The 14,421-nt window shown below is 70.7% G+C and carries 11 protein-coding genes and 1 pseudogene; 8 read left to right on the forward strand and 4 right to left on the reverse strand.

What is annotated here, in order from left to right; genetic code table 11:
• Positions 1 to 130: 130 nt before the first annotated feature.
• Positions 131 to 319: a hypothetical protein gene (locus ACIHAR_RS11595; protein ID WP_400018778.1), complete on the reverse strand. Its 189-nt coding sequence runs from the start codon at positions 317 to 319 to the stop codon at positions 131 to 133.
• Positions 320 to 552: 233 nt separating this feature from the next.
• Positions 553 to 849, reverse strand: a complete 297-nt coding sequence (locus tag ACIHAR_RS11600; RefSeq protein ID WP_400018780.1) for a hypothetical protein — start codon at positions 847 to 849, stop codon at positions 553 to 555.
• Between the two features lie 511 nt (positions 850 to 1,360).
• Here ACIHAR_RS11600 and repSA point away from each other — a divergent pair.
• The 3 genes and pseudogenes from repSA (at position 1,361) to ACIHAR_RS11615 (ending at position 4,086) form a co-directional block, all read left to right on the forward strand.
• Positions 1,361 to 2,682: pseudogene (gene repSA / locus ACIHAR_RS11605) on the forward strand (replication initiator protein RepSA).
• Entirely contained in the window at positions 2,679 to 2,873 is a 195-nt protein-coding gene (locus tag ACIHAR_RS11610) for an AlpA family transcriptional regulator (RefSeq protein WP_109202797.1), read from the forward strand. Before repSA ends, ACIHAR_RS11610 begins: the two are co-directional and overlap by 4 nt.
• A gap of 58 nt (positions 2,874 to 2,931) precedes the next feature.
• Positions 2,932 to 4,086 carry a tyrosine-type recombinase/integrase gene (locus ACIHAR_RS11615; RefSeq protein WP_400018782.1) on the forward strand — a complete coding sequence of 385 codons (1,155 nt, stop codon included), beginning with the start codon at positions 2,932 to 2,934 and terminating at the stop codon, positions 4,084 to 4,086.
• Positions 4,087 to 4,106: 20 nt separating this feature from the next.
• Here ACIHAR_RS11615 and ACIHAR_RS11620 read toward each other — a convergent pair whose 3' ends face one another.
• The gene (locus ACIHAR_RS11620) at positions 4,107 to 5,249 is read right to left on the reverse strand and encodes a CAP domain-containing protein (RefSeq protein WP_400018784.1); all 1,143 of its coding nucleotides are present in this window, start codon (positions 5,247 to 5,249) and stop codon (positions 4,107 to 4,109) included.
• A 331-nt stretch (positions 5,250 to 5,580) separates the two neighbouring features.
• On the opposite strand from ACIHAR_RS11620, the gene ACIHAR_RS11625 reads away from it, so the two are divergent.
• The 4 genes from ACIHAR_RS11625 to ACIHAR_RS11640 all read left to right on the forward strand — a co-directional run bounded on the left by ACIHAR_RS11625 (position 5,581) and on the right by ACIHAR_RS11640 (position 11,873).
• Positions 5,581 to 5,862, forward strand: a complete 282-nt coding sequence (locus tag ACIHAR_RS11625; protein ID WP_365460484.1) for an acylphosphatase — start codon at positions 5,581 to 5,583, stop codon at positions 5,860 to 5,862.
• Between the two features lie 381 nt (positions 5,863 to 6,243).
• A complete protein-coding gene (locus ACIHAR_RS11630) occupies positions 6,244 to 6,447 on the forward strand; it encodes a hypothetical protein (RefSeq protein WP_058922942.1) in 204 nt (67 codons plus the stop codon).
• Positions 6,448 to 6,688: 241 nt separating this feature from the next.
• Positions 6,689 to 10,246 (forward strand): chromosome segregation protein SMC, encoded by a 3,558-nt coding sequence (gene smc, locus ACIHAR_RS11635; RefSeq protein ID WP_365460487.1) that lies wholly within the window; start codon positions 6,689 to 6,691, stop codon positions 10,244 to 10,246.
• A 208-nt stretch (positions 10,247 to 10,454) separates the two neighbouring features.
• Positions 10,455 to 11,873, forward strand: a complete 1,419-nt coding sequence (locus ACIHAR_RS11640; protein WP_400018787.1) for a sugar porter family MFS transporter — start codon at positions 10,455 to 10,457, stop codon at positions 11,871 to 11,873.
• 79 nt (positions 11,874 to 11,952) lie between these two features.
• Here the strand turns inward: ACIHAR_RS11640 and ACIHAR_RS11645 are convergent, their stop codons facing one another.
• A complete protein-coding gene (locus tag ACIHAR_RS11645; protein ID WP_365460493.1) occupies positions 11,953 to 12,924 on the reverse strand; it encodes an LLM class flavin-dependent oxidoreductase in 972 nt (323 codons plus the stop codon).
• A 260-nt stretch (positions 12,925 to 13,184) separates the two neighbouring features.
• Here ACIHAR_RS11645 and ftsY point away from each other — a divergent pair, with 260 nt between their 5' ends.
• Entirely contained in the window at positions 13,185 to 14,387 is a 1,203-nt protein-coding gene (gene ftsY, locus ACIHAR_RS11650) for a signal recognition particle-docking protein FtsY (protein ID WP_365460496.1), read from the forward strand.
• Positions 14,388 to 14,421 lie beyond the last annotated feature (34 nt).

Here is a 14,421-nt window from a genome sequence, read left to right on the forward strand (position 1 = left end):
AATCGATCAACGCTGCGACCTGCTGGTTGGCTGTCGACGGTTGTCAGCGTTGGTTATCGCTGAGCACCCCCGCACGGCCCAGAGACGGCCCGAACGGGGGGCTGGGGTGCGCTTCTCGATGTGCAGACTGCTACTTCAGTTGATCGACGATGTACCCCGATCTGTCATCTCCGCGCGAGACGGCAGCAGCAAGGGCGAGCAGTGCTTCAACCTGAGCGCTCGCTATGAGCTGATCGGCGTTGAGCCGGCCCTTCGCCCACTTCTCACTCGCGTCCAGCAGCTCCTGTGCCTTCTGTGCATGAGCGGCATAGTCGGCCACGTGAGCCCCCTCATCTCTGTTGGAGCTCCCACGCTAGCGATCAGCCGAGCCCTTGGAGCTCCAGTTTGGAAGATCGCGTATGCGGATGGCGCCTGATCTTGCGAGATGCTGACCTGTGCGTTCCTGTGCCGCTCGCTGACGGTCCCCGTTGCTCCCCGCCGGTCGCCGCTCGATCGGGCACGCAGAGGGCACGTATGGCTTTCTGCCGCGTTCTCAGCCCGCTCCAGGGGTGGTTACTCGGTCACTACGTTGAAGGCCGGGTACACCTTCAGCTCGAACTCCGGCATCCCGACCTCTTGCGCGTACGGCACCAGAATGTCCGCGAACCGTTGCCACGCCTCCTCGGATTCCCAGACGTCGCACACGAACCAGCCGGTTGGGGTGGGCCCGGCGGCGTGCGAGATAAGGCCGGGTACTGGCCAGTCCGAACGGCCCCTGACTAGTCCGCGCCCACCGGTCACCTTGTCGGCGATCTGCTCGTACTGGGCCTGAGTGCCCCCGGGGATGTCGTTCACCGTGATGACCGCCATAGCTGGTCCTTCCGTTGCCTTGCCTGTCTGTCTCAGTCGACCAGCGTGAGGAGCGTGCCGCACGTGCGGTGCGGCCGTGCGGGGTAATGGGCACAAGCACCCGAGGCCGAACAGAGCCGTGGGCGATTACTCGATGCCAGGTGCTGGATCTTGTGCCGCCCACGCGAGGTCGGCGTAGCGACTTTGGCCGGGAGCTGCTTTGGCGCGAGTGATCATGGCCCCGTAAGCTTCCGGCGCGTCGGGCAGTCTGTTGACCTGCCCGTTAAAGCACGACGTTGGGGCCGTGATCTTCGAGGCTCGCGCCAAAGTGGCTGGCTAAAGTCGCGGAGCCGACCGCCCCGGCCACAGAGGGTTTTTCTCCTTGCCCGCATGCACGTAGCGCGCCGCCGGGCGCGGCCAGCCGGGGCGGAGACAGGAGGCAGGCCGCGCAGCAGAGGCGGCGCGCGCCCGCGCCGTGCGCGGGCCTGGTGCTGCGGCCTCCCTGGGCACCGACCCTCTGACCCTGGCCGACATGCTTCGGGTGGCGAACTCACCGGGCTTCGATCGATGGCAGGAACAGGTGCGCCGTACCGGCGGCTGCGCCCATCCGATCCGGCTCCGGGGCCAGACCATCACCCGCGAGGCGAAAACCGGTGACGTCCTGTACTCCTACAGCACCGAGCACGAGCCGGGCGGCATGCTCCGGGTCGCCTGCGGCAACCGGCGTGCCTCCCGCTGCCCGGCCTGCGCCTGGACCTACGCCGGGGACACCTACCACCTGATCCGGGCCGGGATCACCGGTGACGAACGCAAGGACGTGCCCGCCACGGTTCGCGAGCACCCCCGCGTCTTCGCGACCCTGACCGCCCCCTCGTTCGGGCCCGTGCACAACCGGCCGGACTCTGGGCGCTGCCGCTGCGGGAGCTCCCACGCCGACGGCGACCCGGCTCTGGGCACGGCGCTCGATCCCGCCTCGTACGACTACGCGGGCGCGGTGCTGTTTAACAACTTCGCCGGGGACCTGTGGCGGCGCTTCACCATCTACCTCCGCCGGGAGATCGCCGCCCGTGCGGGCCTGACCCAATCGGCCCTGAAAGAGGTGTGCCGGGTCTCCTTCGGCAAGGTACGGGGCGCCGTGCACTTCCATGCCGTGGTGCGCCTCGACGGTCCCGGCGGGCCCGACTCGGCTCCGCCGGCGTGGGCCACGACCGCGCTTCTGGACGACTCGATCCGGGCTGCTGCCGGGCGCGTCTCCGTGCCGGTGCCCGCGTCCGGCGACTTCCCCGCCCGCACACTGCGGTGGGGTTCACAGGTCGACGTGCAGCCGATCGGCGCCTTGGGGCACGAGGAACTGACCGAACAGGCCGTGGCCTCCTACGTGGCCAAGTACGCCACCAAGGCGGCCGAGACCACCGGCACGGTCGACCACCGGATCGGGGAACTCTCCGAGCTGGACAAGCTCCCGCTGCCCGCCCATACGCGGCGGCTGATCGAGGCGTGCTGGGACTTGGACGACGCCTACCCGGACCGGCTTCTGGCGCGCTGGGCTCACATGCTCGGCTTCCGCGGCCACTTCTCCACCAAGTCCCGCCGCTACTCCACCACCCTCGGCACCCTCCGCCAGGTCCGAGCCGACTACCGCGCCCGGCAGGAACGCCGCGAACGCGGGCTCTCCGAGACCTCGACGTCACGGAGGGCTCCACGCTCGTGCTCGCCCACTGGACCTACGCCGGGCAGGGCCACACCCCGGGTGAGTCCTGGCTGGCGGCCTCGATCGCCCGGGACATCCGACTAAACCGCGAGGCAGCACGCGAAGCCTTGGCAGATTTGGACGACTGGGAGGTGTCCGCATGAGGCGCCCGCTGCCTTCCCGCTACCTGACTCCGATCGACGTCGCTGACCTGCTCGGTGTGCCGGTCGAGACCGTCTACCAGTGGCGGCGCAAGGGCACCGGCCCTCGGGGCTTCCGCGTCGGCCGGCATCTCCGTTTCGACCCCGAAGACGTCCGCGCCTGGGTCGAGTCTCTGATGGAAGGGGCCGCCTGATGGCCGACACATCCAGGACCGCTGGTACAGGACTGAACCGGGACCGGACGGCAAGCCCGTGAGGGTCAAGACCGACCGCTTCGGCGTCGGCCTCCGCTACCGCGCCCGCTACATCGGGCCGGACGGCTCAGAGAAGTCCAAGAGCTTCCCGGACAAGCAGAAGCGCAAGGCGGAACAGTGGCTCGCCAACATCGAGGCGGACATGTCGCGCGGCGACTACGTCAGCCCGGACGCTGGCAAGGTCACGTTCGAGCAGTACGCCACGGAGTGGATGACCACGCAGATCACGGACCCCCTGACGCGGGAATCGGTCGAGAGCCGGTTGCGGCTCCACGCGATCCCTCACCTGGGCACGCGGCCGATGAGCTCCTTCACCCCCTCTCATCTCCGGTTGTGGCTGCGCACTCTGGAGGACCGTGGGCTGTCGGCCGGATACCGGCGCGGGATCTTTGCGCACGTCTCTACGGTCTTCACGGCTGCGGTAGAGGACCGGATCATCCGTACGAACCCGTGCAGTGCCCGGTCCGTGCGGGCTCCTCGGCTCGAGCCTCGCAAGGTCAAGCCCTGGCCTGCCGAACGGGTCGTGGCGGTTCGAGCGGCCTTACCGGAGAGCTATCAGGCTCTCGTGAACGTCGCCGCCGGGTGCGGTCTGCGACAGGGTGAGGTCTTCGGCCTGGCCGTGGAAGACGTGAACTTCCTCGGTGGGGTGATGCACGTGGTCCGGCAGGTCAAGCTGCTGCAACGTCATCGGCCGGTGTTCGCTCCTCCCAAGGGTGGCAAGGAGCGTGACGTGCCTCTGCCCGAGTCTGTGGCCTTCGCGTTGGCTGCGCACCTGAAGCGCCACCCGGCCGTGCAGGTCACCTTGCCGTGGAAGACGCTCGACGGTCCTCCGGTCACGGCATCGCTGATCTTCACCGGCTCCATGGGCCTGGCCCTCGATCGGAACCGCTTCAACGATCGGGTGTGGCGGCCGGCACTTCGGGCCGCGGGCGTGGAGACCGGGCGGGACTACGCCTCGGTGCTCCTGGACGCGGGGGAGAGCATCAAAGCTCTCAGCGAGTACTTGGGCCACCATGACCCCGGCTTCACACTGCGCACGTACACGCACCTGATGCCGTCCAGCGAGACCCGGACCCGGGCCGCCGTGGACCGCGTCTTCCAGGACGAGGAACCTACGGAAGACGGCCCCGGGACGGCCCAGGAGCAGAATTAGGTCTCTGACCTGCGATTATCTCAGTAGCCGAAGTCCTGCGTCCACCAGGGTCCGCCGGACCCGAAGTGGACGCCCACGCCCAGAGTCTTGAAGTCGCAGTTCAGTATGTTCGCGCGGTGGCCGGGGCTGTTCATCCAGGCCTCCATCACCGCCGCGGCGTCGGTCTGGCCCCGGGCTATGTTCTCGCCGCCGAGGTCGGATATGCCGGCCTTCGTGGCCCGGTCCCACGGGGTCGCCCCGTCGGGGTCGGTGTGGTCGAAGAAGCCCCGTGCGGCCATGTCCTCGCTGAACTCCTGAGCGAGCTCCGCCAGCGAGCTGTTGGCGGAGAGGGCGCTGCAGCCGACCTTGGACCGCTCCTCGTTGACGAGCTTCAGCACCTCCGCCGCTGCCTGGGCCTCCTCGGAGACCGTCACCGGAACGCTGGTCTTCTCCGGCGCCTTCGTGGCCGTCTTCGACGGGGGCCTCTTCGGCTCCTTCGTCGGCGTGGCCTTCGGCTTCTCGGTGGTCGGCGACGCGCTGGGTGACGCCGTGGACGCCGAGGGGGAGGGAGACGCCGAGGTGGGGGCCGATGCGGAGGGCGACGTGGACCGGCCGGCGTCGCGGCTGCCCGACGTACTGCTGCGGCCGGTGTCGAGGGAGCCGGACGTGCCGCCCTGCTCCGACGCGGAGTTGGTGGGCGAGTCGGCGGCCTGCACCTTGTCGCCGGCGCCGCCGCCACCGCCGAGCTGGTAGTTGTCGAGGCCGGGCACCACGCCCGTGGCCACCGCCACCGTGCCGATGGCGACCGCCGCGGACACGCCGAGCAGACCCGTCCTGACCGGGGTCACCGCCTTCTTCTTGCGGCGGCGGCCGGAACCGCCCTGCCCGGATCCGGGCCGGTGCGGGCCGTCGTCCGGCGAGAAGCCCTCCGCCGGGAGGACGGCGGTGTCGGCCGACGCCCGTGCGTACTGGTCGTCCGTCGCGAACAGGTACTCCTGGCTCCTGGCCACGGAGTCGGCGTACGCCTCCGGGTTCAGGTACGGAGCGATGCCCATCGTGGGGCCGTCGCCCGCGTACCAGTCCCGTCCGGCGTGCCCCTGCGGGGACGAGCCGTCGGTGTGGGTGGCCCCCGTGGCGCGGCCCGTGGCGGCGCGGCCGGCGGCGGAGCGTCGGTGGCGTCCCATGTCCTGGCCTTCCTCGTCCAACTCGTCTGAGCGGAGTCCCCTTGGTCGGAGGGGGTCCCTCTGGTCGGAGGGAGTCGCTCTGGTCTGAGGGAGTCGCTCTGGTCCGAGCGGGTCCCTCCGGTCTGAATGGGTCCCTCTGCTCTGAGCGGGTCCCTCTGCTCTCGGTGCGGTCCCTGCGGCCGACCGGCGCCCTGTGGCGCATGGCTCCTGATGGTCGACCTGACTCACTCGATCGAGTGAGTTTCATATGAGATGCATTGGGTGGGGACGGTACCGCATGGCGCTGGGGGAGGAAGTGTCCCCAGGGACATTGCCTGGTTAGGTTGCACCCATGAGTGAGGATGTAAGGCTGGTCGCCTGGGTGCGCGGACAGGTCCAGGGCGTGGGTTTCCGCTGGTTCACGCGGGCGAAAGCGCTTGAGATCGGCGGGCTGAGTGGCTTTGCTCTCAATTTGGCCGACGGACGGGTCCAGGTGGTCGCCGAGGGGGCCCGGGACGGCTGCGAAGGCCTGCTGGACTGGCTCCAGGGTGACGACACGCCCGGGCGCGTGGACGGAGTCACAGAGATATGGGACACACCGCGCGGCGGCTACGACGGATTCGCGATCCGCTGACGAGACGGGCCCCGGGAAGCCGGCCGAAAGCGGAGGGACATGCCACCGGCATCTGCCCGAAGCAGAAAGGAGCAGGTGGTTGCCAAGAACCGCTTGCGATGGCAGGCTCCGCACGTAAGGATGATCGCCACGCCCTGAGGGTCCCGCAGGAGTCGCAGCGCCGCCGTTCCAGGCCGCGCGCCCCGGGGTTACCCGCCAATACGGGGCGTGATCGTGTTGACCGTCAAACTTTTTGGTGAGACGCTGAAAGCACCCCGCGCACCTAGCTGTTTGGCATGGATGAACGGCAGCAGGAACAAGATCCTGCCAAGCACCGCGGGTGCGAATCCCTCACGACCCACACCGCTTCGGTCGGTCACTCAGTGTGGAGGACCATCCATCATGGCAAAGGCGCTTCTCGGTTACGTCGGCGGCTCCGACCCGCGACTCCTCGCCGAGATGCGACGGCTCCAGCAGCGCGTCCAGGACCTCGAATCCGAGCTCGTACGGATTCAGGCGGAGAACGACGCGCTGACGGCTGCCGCTTCTCACGACAGGATCATGGAGAGCATCGACGCACACCAGGCGGAGCCTGCGCTCACCTGATCGCTGCACTGCTCCACAACAGCACACGCAGCGGCTGGGCGAAACCGTTCCACCGCGTCGGACCGCTTAGTTGTCAGAAGTTGCAAGGGACGCTTCGGCGTCCCTTCTTTCTGTCCCCCGCGCCGCTTTCTTTACCCGCGCATCCTTTCAGTCTCTTTAACGAGTGGTGTGCCCTGCGCGTTCATGGGTGAAACCGCGGGTTCATGGAGTGAGACATTCGCGGAAGGTAGAGTCCAGCGCCGTGCACCTCAAGGCCCTGACCCTCCGCGGGTTCAAGTCGTTCGCCTCGGCGACCACACTCCGGTTCGAGCCGGGGATCACGTGCGTCGTCGGCCCGAACGGCTCGGGCAAGTCCAATGTCGTGGACGCGCTCAGCTGGGTCATGGGAGAGCAGGGCGCCAAGTCGCTGCGCGGCGGCAAGATGGAGGACGTCATCTTCGCCGGCACCACCGGCCGCCCCCCGCTGGGCCGCGCCGAGGTGTCCCTGACCATCGACAACTCCGACGGGGCGCTGCCCATCGAGTACGCCGAGGTCACCATCACGCGGATCATGTTCCGCAACGGCGGCAGCGAGTACCAGATCAACGGCGACACGTGCCGTCTGCTGGACATCCAGGACCTGCTGAGCGACTCCGGCATCGGCCGCGAGATGCACGTCATCGTCGGCCAGGGCCAGCTCGACTCCGTGCTGCACGCCGACCCCATGGGCCGCCGCGCCTTCATCGAGGAGGCCGCGGGCGTCCTCAAGCACCGCAAGCGCAAGGAGAAGGCGCTCAGGAAACTGGACGCGATGCAGGCCAACCTCGCGCGCGTGCAGGACCTGACCGACGAGCTGCGCCGCCAGCTCAAGCCCCTCGGCCGGCAGGCGGCGGTCGCGAGACGTGCCGCCGTCATCCAGGCCGACCTGCGCGACGCACGCCTCCGCCTCCTCGCCGACGATCTCGTACGGCTGCGGGAGGCCCTCCAGGCCGAGGTCGCCGACGAGGCCGCACTGAAGGAACGCAAGGAGGCCGCCGAGCAGGAGCTGAGGAAGGCGCTCCAGCGGGAGGCGCTCCTCGAGGACGAGGTCCGCCGGCTCACGCCCCGCCTCCAGCGCGCCCAACAGACCTGGTACGAGCTGTCCCAGCTCGCCGAACGGGTCCGCGGCACCATCTCCCTGGCCGACGCGCGGGTGAAGAGCGCCACCTCCGCGCCGCCCGAGGAGCGGCGCGGCCGGGACCCCGAGGACATGGAGCGCGAGGCCGCCCGCATCCGCGAGCAGGAGGCCGAGCTGGAGGCCGCCCTGGAGGCGGCGCAGCGGGCCCTCGAGGACACCGTCTCCCACCGCGCCGACCTGGAGCGGGAGCTCGCCGTCGAGGAACGGCGCCTGAAGGACCTCGCCCGCGCCATCGCCGACCGCCGCGAGGGCCTCGCCCGGCTGCACGGTCAGGTCAACGCGGCCCGCTCCCGCGCCGCCTCCGCCCAGGCCGAGATCGACCGCCTGGCCGCAGCCCGGGACGAAGCCCAGGAGAGGGCCGTCACCGCGCAGGAGGAGTACGAGGCCCTGAAGGCGGAGGTCGACGGCCTGGACGCCGGTGACGCGGAACTCGCCGAGCGGCACGAGGCGGCGAAACGGCAGCTCGCCGAGGCGGAGAGCGCGCTGAGCGCGGCCCGCGAGGCGGCCACCGCCGCCGAGCGCAGGCGTGCCGCGACCCAGGCCCGCCACGAGGCCCTGGCCCTGGGCCTGCGCCGCAAGGACGGCACGGGCGCGCTGCTCGGTGCGCGGGACCGCCTCACCGGCCTGCTCGGTCCGGCCGCCGAACTCCTCACCCTCACCCCCGGCTACGAGGTCCCCCTCGCCGCCGCCTTCGGCGCCGCCGCCGACGCCCTCGCCGTGACCACCCCGTCCGCCGCCGCCGACGCCATCCGCCTGCTCCGCAAGCAGGACGGGGGGCGGGCGGCCCTGCTGCTCGCGGGGGCCGTGGAGGAGCCGGCGTCCGACGCCCCCCGCCCGGCCGGCGTTCCCTTCGCCGCCGACCTCGTCCGCGCCCCCCTCGAGCTCATGCCCGCCGTACGGCGGCTGCTGCGCGGGATCGTCGTCGTCGGGACCCTCGAGGACGCCGAGGACCTCGTGCACGCCCGGCCCGATCTCACCGCCGTGACCGCCGAAGGGGACCTGCTGGGCGCGCACTTCGCGCACGGCGGCTCTGCCGGAGCGCCCAGTCTGCTCGAGGTGCAGGCGTCCGTGGACGAGGCCGCCGCCGAGCTGGAGGAGCTGGCGGTGCGGTGCGAGGAGCTCACCGAGGCGCAGCGGGCGGCGGGGGAGCGGCGCGGGGAAGCCGCCGGGCTCGTCGAGGAGCTGGGGGAGCGGCGGCGGGCCGCCGAGCGGGAGAAGTCCGCCGTCGCGCAGCAGCTCGGGCGGCTCGCCGGACAGGCCCGCGGTGCCGCGGGCGAGGCCGAGCGGTCCACCGCCGCGGCCGCCCGGGCCCAGGAGGCGCTCGACAAGGCCGTGCAGGAGGCCGAGGAACTGGCCGAACGGCTCGCCGTCGCCGAGGAGATGCCGGTCGAGGAGGAGCCCGACACCTTCGTGCGGGACCGGCTCGCCGCCGACGGGGCCAACGCGCGGCAGACCGAGATGGAGGCGCGGCTCCAGGTCCGTACGCACGAGGAGCGGGTCAAGGGGCTGGCCGGGCGGGCCGACGCGCTGGACCGGGCGGCGCGGGCGGAACGCGAGGCACGCGCGCGTGCCGAGCAGCGGCGGGCGAGGCTGCGGCACGAGGCCGCCGTCGCGGAGGCCGTCGCCTCCGGCGCGCGGCAGCTGCTCGCGCACGTCGAGGTCTCCCTGGGGCGGGCGGACGCGGAACGCGTCGCCGCCGAGGCCGCCAAGGCCCGCCGTGAGCAGGAGCTGGCCGCCGCCCGCACCGCCGGGCGCGATCTCAAGGCCGAGCTCGACAAGTTGACGGATTCAGTCCACCGGGGCGAGGTACTCGGCGCCGAGAAGCGGCTGCGGATCGAGCAGCTGGAGACCAAGGCGCTGGAGGAGCTGGGTGTCGAACCGGCGGGGCTCGTGTCCGAGTACGGACCGCATCAACCGGTGCCGCCCTCGCCCCCCGCCGAGGGGGAAGAGCTGCCGGAGGACCCCGAGCATCCGCGCAACCGGCCGAGGCCTTTCGTGCGGGCCGAGCAGGAGAAGCGGCTGAAGGCGGCGGAACGCGCCTACCAGCAGCTCGGCAAGGTGAACCCGCTCGCCCTGGAGGAGTTCGCCGCGCTGGAGGAGCGCCACAAGTTCCTCAGCGAGCAGCTGGAGGACCTGAAGAAGACCCGCGCCGACCTGCTGCAGGTGGTGAAGGAGGTCGACGAGCGCGTCGAACAGGTCTTCACCGAGGCCTTCCGGGACACCGCCCGTGAGTTCGAGGGCGTGTTCAGTCGGCTGTTCCCGGGTGGGGAGGGGCGGCTGATCCTGACCGACCCCGACAACATGCTCACCACGGGCGTCGACGTCGAGGCGCGGCCGCCGGGGAAGAAGGTCAAGCGGCTCAGCCTGCTCTCGGGCGGCGAGCGGTCGCTGACGGCCGTCGCGATGCTGGTGTCGATCTTCAAGGCGCGGCCCAGCCCGTTCTACGTCATGGACGAGGTCGAGGCCGCCCTCGACGACACCAACCTGCAGCGGCTGATCCGCATCATGCAGGAGCTGCAGGAGTCCTCGCAGCTGATCGTGATCACGCACCAGAAGCGCACGATGGAGGTCGCCGACGCGCTCTACGGCGTCTCCATGCAGGGTGACGGCGTGTCGAAGGTGATCTCCCAGCGGCTTCGCTAGCCGCTGCGTCTTCCCGGTGCGGGCCCCTTCAATCCTTCAAAGCTTGAACACGCAGCTCTCACACTTGCCTCTTATCTCACACGTGCGCGGTATTGACTTCGAAAGTTGAAGGCATAGTCTCCTCTACGTTGCTTTTACCTTCAGGTACCACCTACCTAGAAGGGCAGACCCCACACCGGCGGCGTTGCCGGTGGCCCGAGGAGTTCACGTGACCAGCACAGCGCAGGCACCCACGTCAGGAGCCGGGACGGCTCACCCCGATCATCTCGGGCACGTCATCTTCATCGCGGCGGCCGCCGCGATGGGCGGTTTCCTGTTCGGCTACGACAGCTCCGTGATCAACGGCGCCGTCGAGGCCATCCGCGACCGCTACGACATCGGCTCCGCGGCCCTCGCCCAGGTCATCGCCATCGCCCTGATCGGCTGCGCCGTCGGCGCCGCGACCGCCGGCCGCATAGCCGACCGCATCGGCCGCATCCGGTGCATGCAGATCGCCGCCGTCCTCTTCACGGTCAGCGCCGTCGGCTCCGCGGTGCCCTTCTCGCTGTGGGACCTCGCCTTCTGGCGCGTCGTCGGCGGCTTCGCCATCGGCATGGCCTCGGTCATCGGCCCGGCCTACATCGCCGAGGTCGCCCCGCCCGCCTACCGCGGCCGTCTCGGCTCCTTCCAGCAGGCCGCGATCGTCGTCGGCATCGCGGTATCGCAGCTGGTCAATTGGGGTCTGCTGAACGCCGCCGGCGGCGACCAGCGCGGAGAGATCATGGGCCTGGAGGCCTGGCAGGTCATGCTCGGCGTCATGGTGATCCCGGCCGTGCTGTACGGGCTGCTCTCCTTCGCCATCCCCGAGTCCCCCCGCTTCCTGATCTCCGTGGGCCGGCATGAGCGGGCCCGCGAGATCCTCGCCGAGGTCGAGGGCAAGGACGTCGACTTCGACGCCCGTATCGCCGAGATCGAGCAGGGCATGAAGAGCGAGCACAAGTCGAGCTTCAGGGACCTGCTCGGCGGCTCCTTCTTCTTCAAGCCGATCGTCTGGATCGGTATCGGCCTGTCGGTCTTCCAGCAGTTCGTCGGCATCAACGTCGCGTTCTACTACTCCTCGACGCTGTGGCAGTCGGTCGGCGTCGACCCGACGGACTCGTTCTTCTACTCGTTCACGACGTCGATCATCAACATCGTCGGCACCGTGATCGCGATGATCTTCGTGGACCGCGTCGGCCGCAAGCCGCTGGCCCTCATCGGCTCCGTCGGCATGGTGATCGGCCTCGCGCTGGAGGCCTGGGCCTTCTCCTACGACCTGGTCGACGGCAAGCTGCCCGCCACCCAGGGCTGGATCGCCCTGATCGCCGCCCACGTCTTCGTCCTCTTCTTCGCCCTCTCCTGGGGTGTGGTCGTCTGGGTCTTCCTCGGCGAGATGTTCCCGAACAAGATCCGCGCCGCCGCCCTGGGCGTGGCCGCCTCCGCGCAGTGGATCGCCAACTGGGCCATCACCGCGAGCTTCCCGTCGCTGGCCGACTGGAACCTCTCCGTCACCTACGTGATCTACACGGCCTTCGCCGCGCTCTCCATCCCGTTCGTCCTGAAGTACGTCAAGGAGACGAAGGGCAAGGCGCTGGAGGAGATGGGCTGACCCGCCCCTCTGGACCCGAGGAGAAGGGCCGAGTCCCCGCTGCCCCTCTCCTCGCATCCGTGAGAGGTACTGCCCCGGCTCACCCGTCGAGCCGGGGCAGTACCTCTTCGCAGAACAGCCGCAGACTCCGCCACCCCTCCTCCACCGGCATCCCGCCCGCCAGCGGATGCAGCACGAGGCTGTCCAGGCCCTGCGCCACGCACTCCCGCGGGGTGAGGATCCGGTACACGCCCTCCGCGCGAAGCTCCTCCACCGTCGTCGCCGCCGACCGCACCGCCGAGCGGATCCCGGCCGACTGCCAGGAGGCGTAGGTGCGGGCCTCGTGCAGGAAGTGGCCGCCGTACTCGGCCCACGCCCGGTCCGGGTCCTCGGCGAGATGCAGCAGCGAGGTCTCGGCGGCCGGCATCATCACCCACCCCTCGGTGCCGTACTCCGCCAGCCGCTCCTTGTAGTGGGCCTCCAGCTCCGGCAGGTGGGCGCTGGGGAAGAAGGGCAGGCCGAGCCGGGCGGCCCGGCGCGCGGCGGCCCGGGAGGAACCGCCGACCAGCAGCGGGGGGTGCGGTTCGGTGCCCGGGCGCGGGGTGACCCGTACCGTACGGCCCCGGTAGGCGAACTCCTCGCCGGTCCAGGCCTTGAGCAGGGTCTCCAGGAGCTCGTCCTGCAGCCGCCCGCGCTGCTTCCAGTCCACGCCGGCCCGGACGTACTCCTGCGGCCGGTATCCGATCCCGGCGACGGTGACCAGGCGCCCGCCGCTCAGCAGATCCAGTACGGCGATGTCCTCGGCCAGCCGCAGCGGGTCGTGCAGCGGCCCGATGACCGCGGAGACCGTGACCGCCAGCCGGCGGGTCGCCCCGAGGACGGCGCCCGCGAACACGAACGGCGACGGCATCCAGTTGTTCTCGGCGCCGTGGTGCTCCTCCGTCTGGACGAAGGAGATCCCGTGCTCGTCGGCGTACGCGGCCATCTCCAGGGCCGCCCGGTAGCGGGCACCGAGCTCGGCGGGGGCGGCGCCGGGGGCGACGAGGTTGAAGCGGACGACGGTGACGGGCATGGGGGGTCTCCCTTCCGTGGGGGAGGACCGTAGCTGACGGGGCATCAGATCGCCATGGGAGGAGAGGGCCGGTCGCGGGCACGGGCCGGCGCCTCCTCCCGGTCAGGCCGCCTCGGAGCGCGCCGCTCCCCCCGCCCCGTGTGCCGGCGCCTCATCGGTCCCGCGCCCCCAGGTGCTCCTCGCGACACGCCCCGACCGGCCGGAGACACCTCCCCGGGGAGCCGGGCCCGCCGCGGGGAGGGATGGATACTGGACGCGTTATGGAAACCGTCATCCTTGTTGTAGTCATCGCCGTGGTCGTGCTCGCGGCGCTCGGCGGGCTCGTCGTCGGCAGCCGGCGGAAGAAGCCGCTGCCCCCGCCGCCCCCCGCCGCGCCCGACATCACCGCGCCTCCGGCCGAGCCGCACGTCGGCGACGAGGCCGAGACGCCACGCGACGAACCGCGCCGCACGATCGAGGAGGTGGACCTCCCGGGCGGTGGTGCTCCCACCACCGCCGAGGAACCTCCCGTCGTCGAGGCTCCCGCGATCGAGATCCCGGAGCCCACCGCCGGGCGGCTGGTCCGCCTGCGCGCCCGCCTCTCCCGCTCCCAGAACGCCCTCGGCAAGGGCCTGCTCACGCTGCTGTCGCGCGAGCACCTCGACGAGGACACCTGGGAGGAGATCGAGGACACCCTCCTCACCGCCGACGTCGGCGTCCAGCCCACCCAGGAGCTGGTCGAACGGCTGCGCGAGCGCGTGAGGGTGCTCGGTACCCGCACCCCGGAGGAGCTGCGCGGCCTGCTGCGCGAGGAGCTGCTCCAGCTGGTCGGCACCGACGCCGACCGCACGGTGAGGACCGAGCCGGAGGACCGCAAGCCCGGCATCGTCATGGTCGTCGGCGTCAACGGCACCGGCAAGACCACCACCACCGGCAAGCTCGCCCGCGTGCTCGTGGCGGACGGCCGCACGGTCGTCCTGGGCGCCGCCGACACCTTCCGGGCCGCCGCCGCCGACCAGCTGCAGACCTGGGGCGAACGGGTCGGCGCCTACACCGTGCGCGGCCCGGAGGCCGGCGACCCCGCCTCCGTCGCCTTCGACGCGGTCAAGGAGGGCAAGGAGATGGGGGTCGACGTGGTCCTCATCGACACCGCCGGCCGCCTGCACACCAAGACCGGCCTGATGGACGAGCTCGGCAAGGTCAAGCGCGTCGTCGAGAAGCACGCCCCGCTCGACGAGGTGCTGCTCGTCCTCGACGCCACCACCGGGCAGAACGGCCTCGTCCAGGCCCGCGTCTTCGCCGAGGTCGTCGACATCACCGGCATCGTGCTGACCAAGCTCGACGGCACGGCCAAGGGCGGCATCGTCGTCGCGGTCCAGCGCGAGCTGGGCGTGCCGGTCAAGCTGATCGGACTCGGCGAGGGCGCGGACGACCTGGCGCCGTTCGAGCCGGAGGCGTTCGTTGACGCCCTTATCGGGGAGTGACCCGCACTCCCCTGATCGGTGCGTGACGAGAAGC

The sequence above is a fragment of the Streptomyces sp. NPDC052016 genome, assembly GCF_044548445.1.
Lineage (GTDB): Bacteria > Actinomycetota > Actinomycetes > Streptomycetales > Streptomycetaceae > Streptomyces.

Bases quoted from the DNA above. Each gene is read 5' to 3' on its own strand.
- ACIHAR_RS11610 (WP_109202797.1), top strand. From the start codon at position 2,679: ATGAGGCGCCCGCTGCCTTCCCGCTACCTGACTCCGATCGACGTCGCT.
- ACIHAR_RS11625 (WP_365460484.1), top strand. From the start codon at position 5,581: ATGAGTGAGGATGTAAGGCTGGTCGCCTGGGTGCGCGGACAGGTCCAG.
- ACIHAR_RS11620 (WP_400018784.1), bottom strand. From the start codon at position 5,249: ATGGGACGCCACCGACGCTCCGCCGCCGGCCGCGCCGCCACGGGCCGC.
- ACIHAR_RS11600 (WP_400018780.1), bottom strand. From the start codon at position 849: ATGGCGGTCATCACGGTGAACGACATCCCCGGGGGCACTCAGGCCCAG.
- ACIHAR_RS11630 (WP_058922942.1), top strand. From the start codon at position 6,244: ATGGCAAAGGCGCTTCTCGGTTACGTCGGCGGCTCCGACCCGCGACTC.
- ACIHAR_RS11645 (WP_365460493.1), bottom strand. From the start codon at position 12,924: ATGCCCGTCACCGTCGTCCGCTTCAACCTCGTCGCCCCCGGCGCCGCC.
- ftsY (WP_365460496.1), top strand. From the start codon at position 13,185: ATGGAAACCGTCATCCTTGTTGTAGTCATCGCCGTGGTCGTGCTCGCG.